Annotated in this window: 8 protein-coding genes; 1 reads left to right on the forward strand and 7 read right to left on the reverse strand. The window is 63.5% G+C overall.

The genetic code is table 11. The features are described 5' to 3' along the window. The first annotated feature begins 47 nt into the window (after positions 1 to 47). Positions 48 to 1,061: a hypothetical protein gene (locus P2G62_RS13620; protein ID WP_275735449.1), complete on the forward strand. Its 1,014-nt coding sequence runs from the start codon at positions 48 to 50 to the stop codon at positions 1,059 to 1,061. 122 nt (positions 1,062 to 1,183) lie between these two features. Here the strand turns inward: P2G62_RS13620 and pepT are convergent, their stop codons facing one another. From pepT to P2G62_RS13655, 7 genes are all read right to left on the reverse strand, one after another. Then, on the reverse strand, positions 1,184 to 2,464 hold the full coding sequence (gene pepT / locus P2G62_RS13625; protein ID WP_275735450.1) for a peptidase T: 1,281 nt from the start codon (positions 2,462 to 2,464) through the stop codon (positions 1,184 to 1,186). Between the two features lie 76 nt (positions 2,465 to 2,540). Beyond that, positions 2,541 to 4,166: an alpha-D-glucose phosphate-specific phosphoglucomutase gene (locus tag P2G62_RS13630; RefSeq protein ID WP_275735451.1), complete on the reverse strand. Its 1,626-nt coding sequence runs from the start codon at positions 4,164 to 4,166 to the stop codon at positions 2,541 to 2,543. Beyond that, complete coding sequence (gene glgX, locus P2G62_RS13635; RefSeq protein ID WP_275735452.1) at positions 4,163 to 6,187, reverse strand: glycogen debranching protein GlgX; 2,025 nt, start codon at positions 6,185 to 6,187, stop codon at positions 4,163 to 4,165. The genes P2G62_RS13630 and glgX overlap by 4 nt, the downstream gene beginning before the upstream one ends. After that, entirely contained in the window at positions 6,188 to 7,609 is a 1,422-nt protein-coding gene (gene glgA, locus P2G62_RS13640) for a glycogen synthase GlgA (protein ID WP_275735453.1), read from the reverse strand. It abuts the gene before it with no gap. A 73-nt stretch (positions 7,610 to 7,682) separates the two neighbouring features. Beyond that, positions 7,683 to 8,954 (reverse strand): glucose-1-phosphate adenylyltransferase, encoded by a 1,272-nt coding sequence (glgC, locus tag P2G62_RS13645; RefSeq protein WP_275735454.1) that lies wholly within the window; start codon positions 8,952 to 8,954, stop codon positions 7,683 to 7,685. Next, positions 8,951 to 11,119, reverse strand: a complete 2,169-nt coding sequence (glgB, locus tag P2G62_RS13650; RefSeq protein WP_275735455.1) for a 1,4-alpha-glucan branching protein GlgB — start codon at positions 11,117 to 11,119, stop codon at positions 8,951 to 8,953. The genes glgC and glgB overlap by 4 nt, the downstream gene beginning before the upstream one ends. Positions 11,120 to 11,127: 8 nt before the next feature. Continuing rightward, positions 11,128 to 13,524, reverse strand: a complete 2,397-nt coding sequence (locus tag P2G62_RS13655) for a glycogen/starch/alpha-glucan phosphorylase (protein ID WP_275735456.1) — start codon at positions 13,522 to 13,524, stop codon at positions 11,128 to 11,130. Between the last annotated feature and the right edge of the window lie 62 nt (positions 13,525 to 13,586).

Consider the following 13,586-nt stretch of genomic DNA (forward strand, 5'->3'; position numbering starts at 1 on the left):
CTCAGCGTGGAGGTATCAAGACCGTCTTCCAAGCGGGTTCAGAAGCCATGATTACCTACTTCGTTCACGCGTTGAACCGGAATCCGGCGCGCAAGCTGATGGCAAGTGCGGGACGGCATCTGCCGCTCCTCAGGGTCATCACCTATCAAGAGGCGTTCCGCAGGCTGTCTTTTCCGGCCGGAACGCTGATCTTTTCTGATTTCGAATTCCTTGACGGCTTTGGCATGACAGCCGCCGCCGCGATTGCCCAGGCGGCCCGTCGCGCAGATCCGCACACACGCATCCTGAACGATCCCTGCACTGCCTGCGAACGCTACGCATTGCTGCGCAGGCTCAACAGGGCAGGGCTGAACCCTGTTGAAGTGACCCGCCTGGAAGGGGACGACCGGCCGTCGCGTTACCCGGTGTTTCTGCGGATGGAAGATGGCTGCCTCGGCGCGGAAACGGGGCTGATCCGGTCAGAAGACGACTTCGATGCCGCGCTTCAGGCGATGCGCGCCGCCGGGCGGCCGCTGAAACGGCGCATCGCGGTCAGTTTCGAGACCGCCGCCGACAGCGACGGGCTCTTTCGTAAATACGGCGCCTTCAGGATTGGCGATGCCATCATCCCGCAACACATCCTGCGCAGTTCGGAATGGGTGGTGAAATCCTCGATCAGCCGCAGTTCCCCGGAGTTCTCGGCAGAAGAGCTGGCGTTCGTGCGCGACAACCCGCATCGCGACGCGCTTCTGGAAGCGACCGATCTGGCCGGGCTGCAGTTCGGCCGGATCGACTACGGGCTGCACGAGGGCAGGGTGGTGATCTTCGAAGTGAACCCGAACCCGACCTTTCCAAACTTCGGCAAGACTTCGGATACACGCAGCGAGCGTCGCGACCTGATCCTGTCGCGCGTCGTCGCGGCGATGCGTGCCATAGATGACGGGAAGGCTCGGTCTTCCAGACTGCACTTCGTCCCACCCGCCGAAATCAGCAGATACGTTCAGATCGACCGTTGGAACGGCATGAGCCGGAGGCTCTGGGATTTACGCGCGATGCTCCGGCGGAAAGAAGGTCAGCGCTGAGCCGACAACGCGCGAGGCCGCGCTCGAAGGCAGTCGAGACGCTTATTACATGTTCAGGCGGAGGTAAACACAAGTCTCATAATCGGTATTATGTAAATTCAATTACACCACAGAGCGCCATTTCAGGCCTTGTATCCTGCACGAACCTTATGAAGGTCATAACCGGCCGTTTCCGCCGCCAACCCCACCAGTGTCAGGCACAGATCGGTCGCCTGTGCCATATCCTGCACCGAGACCCATTCCTGCGGGCCGTGGATGTTCTGCATGCCGGTGAACAGATTGGGCGTCGGCACGCCGAACTCGGTCAGGCGCGAGCCATCGGTGCCGCCACGGATCGGCACCGAGCTGGGCTCGATCCCGAGTTTGCGGCATGCCGCCCGCGCCAGATCGACCGGCGTCATGTCATTCTCCAGCCAATAGCGCATGTTGCGATATTGCGGAGTGATCTCGCAGCTGATCTGCGCGCGCGGTTCGGTCGCCTGAATGGCGGCGCAGACCTGCCGCAGCAGCGCGCCCTTGTCGGCCAGACCGTCACGTTCGAAATCGCGCAGGATGAAGGAGATCTTCATTTCCGACGAACCGCCGGTCATGTCCATTGCGTGGATGAATCCCTCGCGGCCTTCGGTTACCTCGGGCGTCATCGTGGCCTGCGGCAAGGTTGCGATCAGCTTGGCCGCCAGATGGATCGCGTTCACCATCTTGCCCTTGGCCTGTCCCGGATGGATCGAAACGCCGGTGATCGTGACTTCGGCGCCATCGGCCGAAAAGCTTTCGTATTCGATTTCGCCCACGGCGCCGCCGTCGAACGTATAGGCGAAATCGGCGCCCAGATCGCGCGGCAGCTCGGCGCCCACGCCATGACCGATTTCCTCGTCGGGCGTGAAGGCAATACGGATCGGCCCATGCGGAATTTCGCGATGCGCCAGCAGATGGCGCGCCGCCGTCATGATGATCGCAACGCCCGCCTTGTCATCGGCCCCCAGCAACGTCGTGCCCGAGGCGGTAATGATGTCATCGCCCTGTTTCTGCGCCAGATAGGGAAATTCGGCGGGCGACAACACCAGTGCCGGATCGTCCGGGAAGCTGATGTCGCCGCCATTATAGCCGCGGATCACCCGCGGTTTCACACCTGTCGCGTTGAACTGGGGCGCGGTATCGACATGCGCCAGAAAGCCGATCGTCGGGCCCGGCGCCGTTCCGGGAATCGTTGCCAGAACAACGCCGTAGTCGGTCAACTTCACGTCCTGCGCACCGATTTCGACCAGTTCGACCTGCAGCATCCGCAGCAGATCGAGCTGGATCGCGGTGCTGGGTGACGTGGACGATCCGGCAGCGCTCTGGCTGTCGACCGCGGCATAGCGGCAAAGCCGGGTTTCAAGCTCGGTATCGAAGGGGCGTTGCATGGAATCTCCTGATTGTTGGCCCAAAAAGGGCGGTGCGCCGCGGCAAAGTCAAGCCGCCCTGCCCCGTCCGTTGATCTCAGGTGATCACATCGGGCCCCTGACGCCCGGTGCGGGCGCGAATGCCGACAATTTCCTCGGTCGCAGCGATGATCGGCGCCAGGGCATCCTGCGGGTCGGCGTCCAGCCCCTCGGGACCCGGCACATAGCGTTCAAGATAGACGCGCAGAGTCGCACCCTCGGTGCCGGTTCCCGACAGCCGCAGAACGGCGCGCGAGCCGCCCTCGAACAGGATGCGAAACCCCTGCTGCGCCGAAACCGAGCCATCGACCGGATCGGTATAACTGAATTCGTCTGAACTTTCGACCACAAGGCCCTGAACAACAACGCCTTTCAAGCCATCCAGACGGTCGCGCAGATCCCCCAGCATGGCATTGGCAACATCGCTGGGCAGCGCTTCATAATCGTGGCGCGAATAGTAGTTGCGCCCGAAGCGGGTGAAGTGATCGGCCATGATCTCGGCCACGCCCTGCCCCCGCGCGGCGATGATGTTAAGCCACATCAACACGGCCCAAAGCCCGTCTTTCTCGCGGACATGATCGCTGCCCGTGCCGAAACTTTCTTCGCCGCAAAGTGAAACACGGCCCGCATCCATCAGATTTCCAAAGAATTTCCATCCTGTGGGCGTTTCATAACACTCAATCGCCAGCGCCGCCGCAACCCGGTCCACCGCCGCCGAGGTCGGCATGGAACGCGCCACACCCTTCAGCCCCCCGGCGTAGCCCGGCACCAGATGCGCATTGGCCGCCAGCACCGCGATACTGTCCGACGGGCTGACATAGACCCCGCGCCCGAGGATCATGTTGCGATCCCCGTCGCCATCCGAGGCCGCGCCGAAATCAGGTGCCGCATCGCCCATCATCTCGGCCATCAACTCATGCGCCCAGGTCGGGTTCGGATCGGGATGCATGCCGCCGAAATCGGGCAGCGGGGTCTCATGCACGACCGAGCCTTTCGGCGCGCCCAAACGGTTTTCGAAAATCTCGACCGCATAGGGGCCGGTGATCGCGCACATGCTGTCCATGCGCATTGCAAAACCTTCATGGAAAAGACCGCGCAAGGCCTTGAAATCAAAAATGGTTTCCATCAGGTCCGCATAATCGCAAACGGGATCGACGACCTCGACCGTCATGCCGCCCAGATGGCTTTCCCCGACCATCTCCAGATTGACATCAGGCGCCTCGAGCTTGCGGAATTCGGTGATGACCTTGCTGCGGGCAAAGATCGCCTCGGTCACCGCTTCGGGCGCGGGGCCGCCATTGGCCATGTTGTATTTCAGGCCGAAATCCTCGTCCGGGCCACCGGGGTTATGGCTGGCCGACAGGATCAGCCCGCCATCCGCCTTGCGCTGGCGGATCAGGTTCGAGGCGGCCGGGGTCGACAGCCACGCGCCCTGCCCCACGATCACCCGCGCCGCGCCGTTGGCCGCGGCCATCTTCAGGATCACCTGCGCGGCGCTGTCCCCGAAATAGCGCCCGTCGCCCCCCAGAACCAGTGTCTTGCCCGCGACGCCACCGATCGCGTCGAACGTGGCCTGCACGAAATTTTCCAGGAAATTCGGCTGCATAAAGACCTTCGTCTTCTTGCGCAGCCCCGAAGTGCCGGGTTTCTGGCCGTCAAACGGGGTGGTCGGGTAGGTGGTCATGCTTGCTCCTGCTGGGCGGTGGGCCGGGTGAACAGTTGAACAGATTGCGCGGCAACGCAAGTGATGCTCGCGTGACAGATCCGCTCGGGCGCGTCGGGATCGGCGCTATCCAGCGCAAGCGTCCAGCGGCCCTCGGGCAATGTAACCTCGGTCGTCGGACCGGCATTGAACACCGCGAACACGGCCTCGCGCGCGGCGGCACCTTCGGGTCCCTCGGCCGCGCCGCGGATCTCGACGCACAGACATTGCGCCTGCGCGTTGTGCCAGTCCTGCGGTCCCGGCTCGGCCCCCGAGGGAAGCCGCCAGATCAGGTCGCGCTTGCCATCCTGGGCGCGGATCTTGGCATGCAGGAACCGCGTCTGGCGCAGCACCGGATGGGCCCGGCGCAACCGCACCAGACGCGCGACGAAGGCGGTCAGACCGGCGTCCGCCGCTGGCCAGTCGATCCAGCCCACCGGGTTATCCTGGGCGTAGGCGTTGTTGTTGCCGCCCTGCGAATTGCCGATCTCGTCGCCCGCCAGCAGCATCGGCACGCCCTGCGCGATCAGCAGCGATGCCAACAGCGCCCGCTTGCGCGCGATTTGTGCGGCCGGGTCGTCCAGCGCCTGCGAGAAATTCGCATTATGCCCATCGCGGTTTTGTTCGCCATTCGCCTCGTTTCGCTTTTCATTATACGAAACAAGGTCTTGCAGGGTAAAACCGTCATGCGCCGTCAGAAAGTTGACCGAGGCGGTCGCCGGCCTGCCGGAATGATCGAAGATCTCGGCCGAACCAGCAATCCGTCGCGCCAGTTCCGGCATCTGCCCCGCATCGCCGCGCCAGAACTGCCGCAAACCATCGCGGAAGCGGTCGTTCCATTCGGCGAAGGGATGCGGGAAACTGCCCAGCCGATAGCCCCCGGGGCCGATGTCCCAGGGCTCGGCGATCAGTTTGACATGGCGCAGCACCGGGTCTTGCCGCAGCGCCGCCAGAAAACAGGCCGTGCCCAGATTGACCGCGCCGGTGGCGTCGCGCGCCAGAGTCGCCGCCAGATCGAACCGGAACCCGTCCACGCCCATCTCCACCACCCAATGACGCAGACAATCCATCACCATCCGCAGCACCATCGGATGCGACAGATCCAGCGTGTTCCCGGTGCCGGTGTCGTTGATATAGCCGCGCCCGCCCTCGGCCAGCCGGTAATAGCTGGCATTGTCGATGCCGCGCAGGCTCAGCGTCGGGCCCTGCCCGTCGCCCTCGCCCGAATGGTTGAAGACGACATCCAGGATCACCTCGATCCCGGCGCTGTGAAAACTGCGCACCATCGCGCGAAACGCCTCGGGCGTGCCATAGCGCGGCTCGGGCGCGAAAAAGCCGACCGGCTGATAGCCCCAGTAATTGCTCAACCCGTGCTCGACCAGGAAGCGGTCGTTCATAAAGGCGCAGACTGGCAGCAATTCGATTGCGGTGACCCCCAGATCCTGCAGATGGCGCAGGATCGGCGGGCTGGCGAGCCCCGCGAAAGTGCCACGCAATTCTGGCGACACCTCGGCGTGCAACATGCTCAGGCCCTTCGGGTGCGCCTCATAGATAATCGTTTCCGACCATGGCGTTGCGGGGCGTTCCCAATGCGGATTTTGCGGCGCGCAGACCACGGCGCGCGGCATGGCGGCGGCGCTGTCGCGACGGTCGGGGCGTGCGGGCCCCGCACCGCCCTGCAAAGCCGCGTCCCAGATCAGCGGCTTGCTGAGCGCCCGCGCATAAGGGTCAAGCAACAGTTTGGCCGGGTTGAAACGGTGCCCCAGATCAGGCGCCCAGGGGCCATGCACCCGAAACCCGTATTCCGCCCCCGGCCCCAGCCCGGGCACGAACCCATGCCAGACATCGCCCGCCCGTTCCGGCAGCGCCACCCGCTCTTCGCGACCGTCCAGGAACAGGCACAGATCCACCGCCTCGGCATGGGCCGAGAACAGGGCGAAATTCACCCCGCCGTCGCGGGGCGTGGCCCCGAGTTCGGCCGGATCACCGGGCAGGATCTGCATTTACAACAGGCTTTCATAAAGCGCCGCATAGCGCGCCGCCGAGGCATCCCAACCCCAGTCCGTCTTCATGCCGCGCCGCACCAGCGCCGCCCAGCCCTTGCGATCGGCATAGAGCGAGGTCAGTTTGCGCAACGCCTGACGCAATGCCAGATCGTCGACCGGATGGAACACGACGCCGGTCGCGGCACCGGCCGCCTCGGTTGCCGGGGTCGCACCGATGACCGTATCCGCCAGACCGCCCACCGCCGACACCACGGGCACACAGCCATAGCGCAGACCGTAAAGCTGGGTCAGGCCGCAGGGTTCGAACCGGGACGGCACCAGCACCGCGTCGCCGCCCGCGAACATCCGGTGGCTCAGCCCCTCGTCATAGCCGATCTTCACACCGACCCGCCCGGGGTAGCGCGCGGCCAGCCCCTGCACCATGCCCTCGGCCCAGGGATCGCCCGACCCAAGGATCGCCAGCCCACCGCCTGCCGCGATGAAATCCTCAAGGCTGGAGGGCAGCAGGTCGATGCCTTTCTGCGGCGTCAACCGGCTGACCAGCACCGCCAAGGGCCCCGGAACATCAAGATGGAACTCGTCCATCAAGGCTTTGCGGTTCTTCGCTTTTCCCGCCATCTTGCCGGCAGAGAACGGAATGATCTCGGGGTCCTGCGCGGGGTTCCAGACCGCCATGTCGATGCCGTTCAGAATACCATGCACCGCGCCCGCGCGGGCCTGAATGACTCCCTCCAGCCCCAGCCCGAATTCGGCGCGCATCAGCTCGTCGGCATAGCGCGGGCTGACGGTTGTGATCGCATAGGCCACGGTCAGACCGGCCTTCAGCGTGGAAATATCGCTCCAGTATTCATAGCCGTCGCGGTGGAACCAGTCGGGCGGCAGCCGCAGCGCGGCCATTTTCGTGGCGCCGACCCGGCCCTGAAAGGCCATGTTGTGAATCGTCAGCACAGTCGGGATCTGCACGCCCCAATAGCGCAGATAGGCCGGCGCCAGCGCTGCCTGCCAGTCATGGGCATGCAGGACATCGGGCTGCCAGCCTCCCGCGCCGTCGCGCGCAATCGCCGCCGCCGCCCAGCTGAGCGCGGCAAAACGTTCGGCATTGTCCCAGAAATCGCCATCCGGCCCCGAATAGGGCCCGCCCGCGCGGTCATACAGATGCGGCGCATCCAGCGCCATCACCTCGACCCCGCCACATTTCCCCAGAACCACCCGCGCCGGACCGCCAAACAGATCCGGGTCGGTCCAGACCTGCTTGACCTTGCCCAGCTGCGCCAGCACGCCCCGGCAAGCCGGGATCAGCACCCGCATCTGCCAGCCCTGCCCGGCCAGCGCCGCAGGCAGCGCGCCCACCACATCGGCCAACCCCCCGGTCTTGATCAGCGGCACAGCCTCGGACGCGACGGACAACACCTTTTTCATGGTATCCCTTTCTTTTGGCCTTTCACCTTGGCGCAAATATCCTCGGGGGTGCGGGGGCAGACAGCCCCCGCCCTCAGCCCAAAATCGCCGCGCGCCGGTCCAGCATCGGCTGGGTGATCAAGACCACCCCGCCTTCGGTCCGGCGGAACCATTTCGCGTCTTCTTCGGGGTCTTCGCCCACGATCAGCCCGGCCGGGATCTGCACGCCGCGATCGATCACGCAATTGCTCAGCTCCGCCTTGCGGCCGATATCGACATAGGGCAGCGCCACCACATGTTCGAGGCTGGAAAAACTATGCGCCCGGCAGCCCGTGAACAGCAGCGAGTTGCGCACCTCGGACCCGGACACGATGCAATCCCCCGAGACCAGCGAACTGACCGCCGAGCCGCGGCGCCCGTCCTCGTCATGGATGAATTTCGCGGGCGGCACCAGTTCGGCATAGGTCCAGATCGGCCATTCGTTGTCATACAGATCCAGCTTCGGCGTGAATTCGGTCAGGTCGATATTGGCCTGCCAGAACGCGTCGATCGTGCCGACATCGCGCCAGTAGGGCTCGGTCTCCAGCCCCGTCTTGACACAGCTTTCGCTGAATTTATGCGCCATCGCCTTGCCGTTCTTCACGATCTGCGGGATCAGATCGGTGCCGAAATCATGGCTCGAATTCGGGTCTTCGGCGTCGCGGATCAGCAGATCGCGCAGGAATTGCCAATCGAAGACATAGATCCCCATCGACGCCAGGCTGTGCGTGGGGTCGCCCGGCATGCCCGGCGGATCGGCAGGTTTTTCCAGAAACTCGGTGACCCGCCCGGTCTTGTCCACCGCCATCACGCCAAAGGCGGTGGCCTCCATCCGCGGGACGGTCAGGCAGCCGATGGTGACATCCGCGCCGCTTTCCACATGCTGGCGCAGCATGATCTCGTAATCCATCTTGTAGACATGGTCGCCAGCCAGGATCACGACGTATTTGACCTTGTAATCCTCGATGATGTCGATGTTTTGCGTCACCGCATCGGCGGTGCCCAGATACCACTGGCTTTCCGAGACGCGCTGACTGGCGGGCAGGATGTCGAGGTATTCGTTGCGCTCGGCCCGGAAAAACCCCCAGCCGCGCTGCATGTGACGGATCAGGCTGTGGGCCTTGTATTGCGTGGCGATCGCCATCTTGCGGATACCGGAGTTCAGCGCATTGGACAGCGCAAAGTCGATGATCCGGGTCTTGCCGCCGAAATAGACGGCAGGTTTTGCACGCCGGTCAGTCAACTCCTTCAGGCGCGAACCGCGCCCTCCGGCCAGAACAAAGGCCATCGCCTGGGACGAGAGGCGTTGATTGGGCTGTGTGTTCATTTTCCCCTCCTCGCACCGCTTTTCGGCGCGAACATCACAACCGCCAGCGGCGGCAGATAGATTTCGGCACTTTGCGCGCGTCGCGACCACGGCAGATCCTCGGCTTCGATCAAGCCGAGATTCCCGCGGTTCGCCCCCCCGTAGAACGCGCTGTCGGTATTGAGCAATTCCACCCACTCGCCCCCCTCGGGCAGACCGATGCGCATCATGCGCTCGACCGGCGTCAGGTTGGCGGCAATCACCACCGGCGCCGCCCCGGGGGCGCGGCGCTCGAACACATAAACGGAATGTTCCGCATCATCGGCCTCGATCCAGGCGAAGCCTTCGGGCTCGCAATCGCCCCAGTGCAGCGCGGGCTGAGTGCGATAAACCCGGTTCAGATCGCGCACCAGACGCTGCACCCCCAGATGGCGCGGATCATCAAGCAAATGCCAATCCAGCGCGTCCTGATGCGCCCATTCGCGCGCCTGGGCGAATTCCTGCCCCATGAACAGCAGCTTCTTGCCCGGATGCGCCCATTGGAAGGCATAGAAAGCCCGCAGGTTGGCGAATTTCTCGGCCTCATGCCCGGGCATCTTGTTCAGCATCGACCCCTTGCCATGCACCACCTCGTCATGGCTGATTGGCAAGATGAAGTTTTCACTGTAAGCATATGAACTTGCGAAGGTAAGTTCATTGTGGTGGTGCTTTCTGTAGATCGGATCACGGGCGAAATAGCGCAGGGAGTCGTTCATCCAGCCCATGTTCCACTTGTACCCGAACCCCAGCCCCCCTTCGTGCACCGGCTTGCTGACACCCGGGAAGGCGGTGCTTTCCTCGGCGACCGTGATGATCCCCGGCGCGCCGCCATAGGCCTGCGCGTTCATCGCCTTCAGGAATTCGATCGCTTCGAGGTTCTCGCGCCCGCCGTATCGGTTGGGCACCCACTCGCCCTCGGGACGCGAATAATCACGGTAGAGCATCGACGCCACGGCATCGACCCGCAGCCCGTCGAGGTGATATTCTTCCAGCCAAAACAAGGCATTGGCCAGAAGATAGTTGGAAACCTCACGCCGCCCGTAATTGTAGATCAGCGTATTCCAGTCGCGATGGAACCCCTCTTTCGGGTCGGCATGTTCGTAAAGCGCGGTGCCGTCGAAGCGGCGTAGCCCATGTTCATCGGTCGGAAAATGCCCCGGCACCCAGTCCAGGATCACGCCGACCCCGCGCCGATGCGCCGCATCGACCAGCGCCGCAAATTCCTCGGGGCGGCCATGGCGGATCGTGGGCGCATAAAGCCCGATCGGCTGATAGCCCCAGCTGCCCTCGAACGGATGTTCGGTGATCGGCAGAAGCTCGATATGGGTGAACCCCATATCCACAACATAATCAATCAGTTGCGAGGCGAGTTCAAAGTAGCTCAGCGGCCGCCCGCCTTCGTTCCAGACGCGCCGCCAGCTGCCCAGATGCACCTCGTAGACAGAGACCGGCGCGTGAATGTTCTGCACCGCCTCGCGCCGCCCCATCCAGGCGTCATCGCCCCAGGGGTGTAGCCCCAGCTCGCGCACCACCGAAGAGGTCTGCGGCGGGTGTTCGGCACCAAAACCCAGCGGATCGGCCTTGGTCGGCAGCAAGACATCGGCCGCCCCCAGAATTTCGAACTTGTAGGCCTCGCCCGCCTGCAGCGCGGGCACGAAGATCTCCCATACGCCCGTTGCCCCGCGACGACGCATCTGATGGCGCCGGCCATCCCAGTTGTTGAACCCGCCAACCACCGACACGCGCCGCGCCGAGGGGGCCCAGACCGCGAAATGAACCCCGCGATGGCCTTCGTGGGTAATCACATGCGCGCCCAGAACCTGCCACAAGCGACGGTGCGTGCCCTCGCCGATCAGATATTCGTCGATCTCGCCCAGCACCGGACCGAACCCGTAGGGATCTTCGAAATCCCAGGTGGCATGCGCGTTTTGCGCCCGCAGGCGATACGGACCACCCGGCCATTTTCCGCAGAAAACACCATGGGTTACAGGGGAAAGCTCAACTTCCTCTTCCCCCATGGCCCAAAGTCGCTCGGCATCGGGCACCAGTGCTGTGACCCACCCCTGGTGATAGCCCAGAACCGAGAACGGGTCATGGTGCCGGCCTGCGGCCAGCTGCTCTGCCTCGGTATGGTCAATCCGTCCCATCACGTCCCTCAAAGGGCCGATTCCGTCTCCCAGATCTCGGCCATGTAACCACGAATGGCCCGGTCAGACGAGAAAAAGCCCATTCGTGCGGTATTCAATGCGGCCATGCGCCACCAGCGATCCGGGTCGGCAAAGGCCCGGTCCACCTGCGCCTGCGCGCTACGGTACGCCTCGAAATCAGAGGCTACAAGGAAGTAATCCGAATGCCACATATTATGGACAAGCCCATGATAACGTTCGGGTTCTTCGGGGCTGAAGCGGCCTTCGGCGATCATTTGCAGCACATCCTGCAATGGCTGGCTTGCAAGAATTGCATGGCGCGCGTGTTCGGGGTCTTTGCGGCGTTCCATCACCTCTGGCGCCGTCAGGCCGAACAGGAAGAAATTCTCGGCGCCGACCTCTTGCCGGATCTCGACATTGGCGCCGTCGAGCGTGCCGATCGTCAGTGCGCCGTTCAACGCAAATTTCATGTTGCCCGTGCCCGAGGCTTCCTTGCCCGCGGTCGAGATCTGTTCGGACAGATCGGCCGCCGGGATCAGCCGCTCGGCCATCGAGACGTTGTAATTCGCGGGATAGACGATTTTCAGGCGATCCCCGGTCAGCGGGTCGGCATTAACAACGCTCGCCACATCATTGATAAGACGGATGATTTCCTTGGCCGTATGATAGCCCGGCGCAGCCTTGCCGCCAAAGATCTTGACCCGCGGCTGATAGTCGGCCTGCGGGTTGTTCCGCATCTCGTGCCATTCCGCGATGGTCTGCAGGATGTTCAGAAGCTGGCGTTTGTATTCGTGGATGCGCTTGACCTGCACATCGAAGATCGCCGCCGGATCGACCTTGACCCCCTGCGTTTCCAGAAACCAGTTGGCCAGCGCATCCTTGTTCTGCCGCTTGGCAGCGGCGAAATCCGTGCGAAAGCCCGGGTCGTCGACATGCGGTTCCAGATCGCGCAGCCGGTCCAGATCGGCCTCCCATCCGGTGCCGATGGTTTCCGTGATCAGCCTGGAAAGCGCCGGGTTCGCCATCCGCAGCCAGCGCCGCGGGGTCACACCGTTGGTCTGGTTGATGATCCGCCCGGGATGCAGCTTGTCGAGTTCGGGGAACAGGTTTTGCTTTATCAACTCGCTGTGCAACGCGGACACGCCATTGACCTTGTGCGCGGTGACGAAGGCCAGCTCGCCCATCCGCACCTCGTGGTGCTTGACGACGCCGACGTAATGCGGCCGCGCGGGATTGTTCTTCAGGTGCCAGGCGTCGATCTGCTCGATGATCTGCATGTGCCGCGGCAGGACCGAGCCCATCAGATAGGTCGCCCAGCGTTCCAGCGCCTCGGGCAGCAGGGTGTGGTTGGTGTAGCCCAGACATTTCACGGTGATCTCGATGGCATCCTCGAAGCTCATGCCGTTCAGATCGACCAGAATACGCACCAGCTCGGGCCCGGCGATCGCGGGATGGGTGTCGTTCATCTGGATCGCGACATGATCGGGCAGATCCTTGAGCGCATAGCCGCCCGAAACATGCCGGCGAATGATGTCGTGCAAGGCGGCCGCGGTCAGGAAATATTCCTGTTTCAGCCGCAGCTCCTTGCCCTGATAGGTGGTGTCATCGGGGTACAGCACGCGCGAAAGCGTGCGCGCCAGCGCCTCGGGTTCGGCCGCGGCGGCGTAATCGCCGTGGTTGAAGCGCGCCAGATCGAACAGCGTTGTGGGCGTGGCCGACCACAGCCGCAGCGTATTGGCCCATTTCCCCTTCCAGCCGATCACCGGCATGTCGAAGGCCTCGGCCATGACGGTTTCGCCCGGCACCCAAACCGATTTGCCGTCGCGTTTCTCGACCGTGCCCTTGAAGCCGATCTCATAGGCGGCTTCGGGGCGCTCGAACTCCCAGGGATGGCGTTGCTTCAGCCAGTCTTCGGGGGTTTCGACCTGCCGTCCGCCCTCGAACCGCTGCCGGAACAGCCCGTGCTCGTAGCGGATGCCATAGCCGTAACCGGCACAGCCCAGCGACGCCATGCTTTCCATGTAGCACGCCGCCAGACGCCCCAGCCCGCCATTGCCAAGCGCCGCATCGGGTTCATCCTCGACCACGGCACGGAAATCGACACCAAGGCTTGTCATCGCATCACGGCAGGTGGCGCGCAGCCCCAGATTGATCGCCGCATCTTCCAGCACGCGCCCGATCAGGAATTCCATCGACAGGTAATAGACCCGCTTGCGCCCCTGATCCCAGGTCTGCCGCGTCGCCGCAAACCACGGCTCCACGATCCGGTCCCGCAGCGCGAAGCTCAGCGCCATACGCCAGTCGTAGACCGAGGCATGATCGGCGTCTTTCCCCATCGTATAGGTCAGATGGCGCAGAATATCATCCCGCAGAGCTTCGACGGTGGGGGCAGTGATATCTTTCAAGCTCGAACCCTTCGGCGCTGTTTCACCCTTGATGGGCCTCCACGCCCGCCCCGTCAAGCGTC

Origin of the sequence: Paenirhodobacter sp. CAU 1674, assembly GCF_029222945.1 — a bacterium.
In the GTDB taxonomy this organism is placed as follows: domain Bacteria; phylum Pseudomonadota; class Alphaproteobacteria; order Rhodobacterales; family Rhodobacteraceae; genus Rhodobacter.

What these genes read in the sequence shown, in the direction of transcription:
- P2G62_RS13620 (WP_275735449.1), top strand. Translation starts at nt 48, where the DNA reads ATGATTACCTACTTCGTTCACGCGTTGAACCGGAATCCGGCGCGCAAG.
- pepT (WP_275735450.1), bottom strand. Translation starts at nt 2,464, where the DNA reads ATGCAACGCCCCTTCGATACCGAGCTTGAAACCCGGCTTTGCCGCTAT.
- P2G62_RS13630 (WP_275735451.1), bottom strand. Translation starts at nt 4,166, where the DNA reads ATGACCACCTACCCGACCACCCCGTTTGACGGCCAGAAACCCGGCACT.
- glgX (WP_275735452.1), bottom strand. Translation starts at nt 6,187, where the DNA reads ATGCAGATCCTGCCCGGTGATCCGGCCGAACTCGGGGCCACGCCCCGC.
- glgA (WP_275735453.1), bottom strand. Translation starts at nt 7,609, where the DNA reads ATGAAAAAGGTGTTGTCCGTCGCGTCCGAGGCTGTGCCGCTGATCAAG.
- glgC (WP_275735454.1), bottom strand. Translation starts at nt 8,954, where the DNA reads ATGAACACACAGCCCAATCAACGCCTCTCGTCCCAGGCGATGGCCTTT.
- glgB (WP_275735455.1), bottom strand. Translation starts at nt 11,119, where the DNA reads ATGGGACGGATTGACCATACCGAGGCAGAGCAGCTGGCCGCAGGCCGG.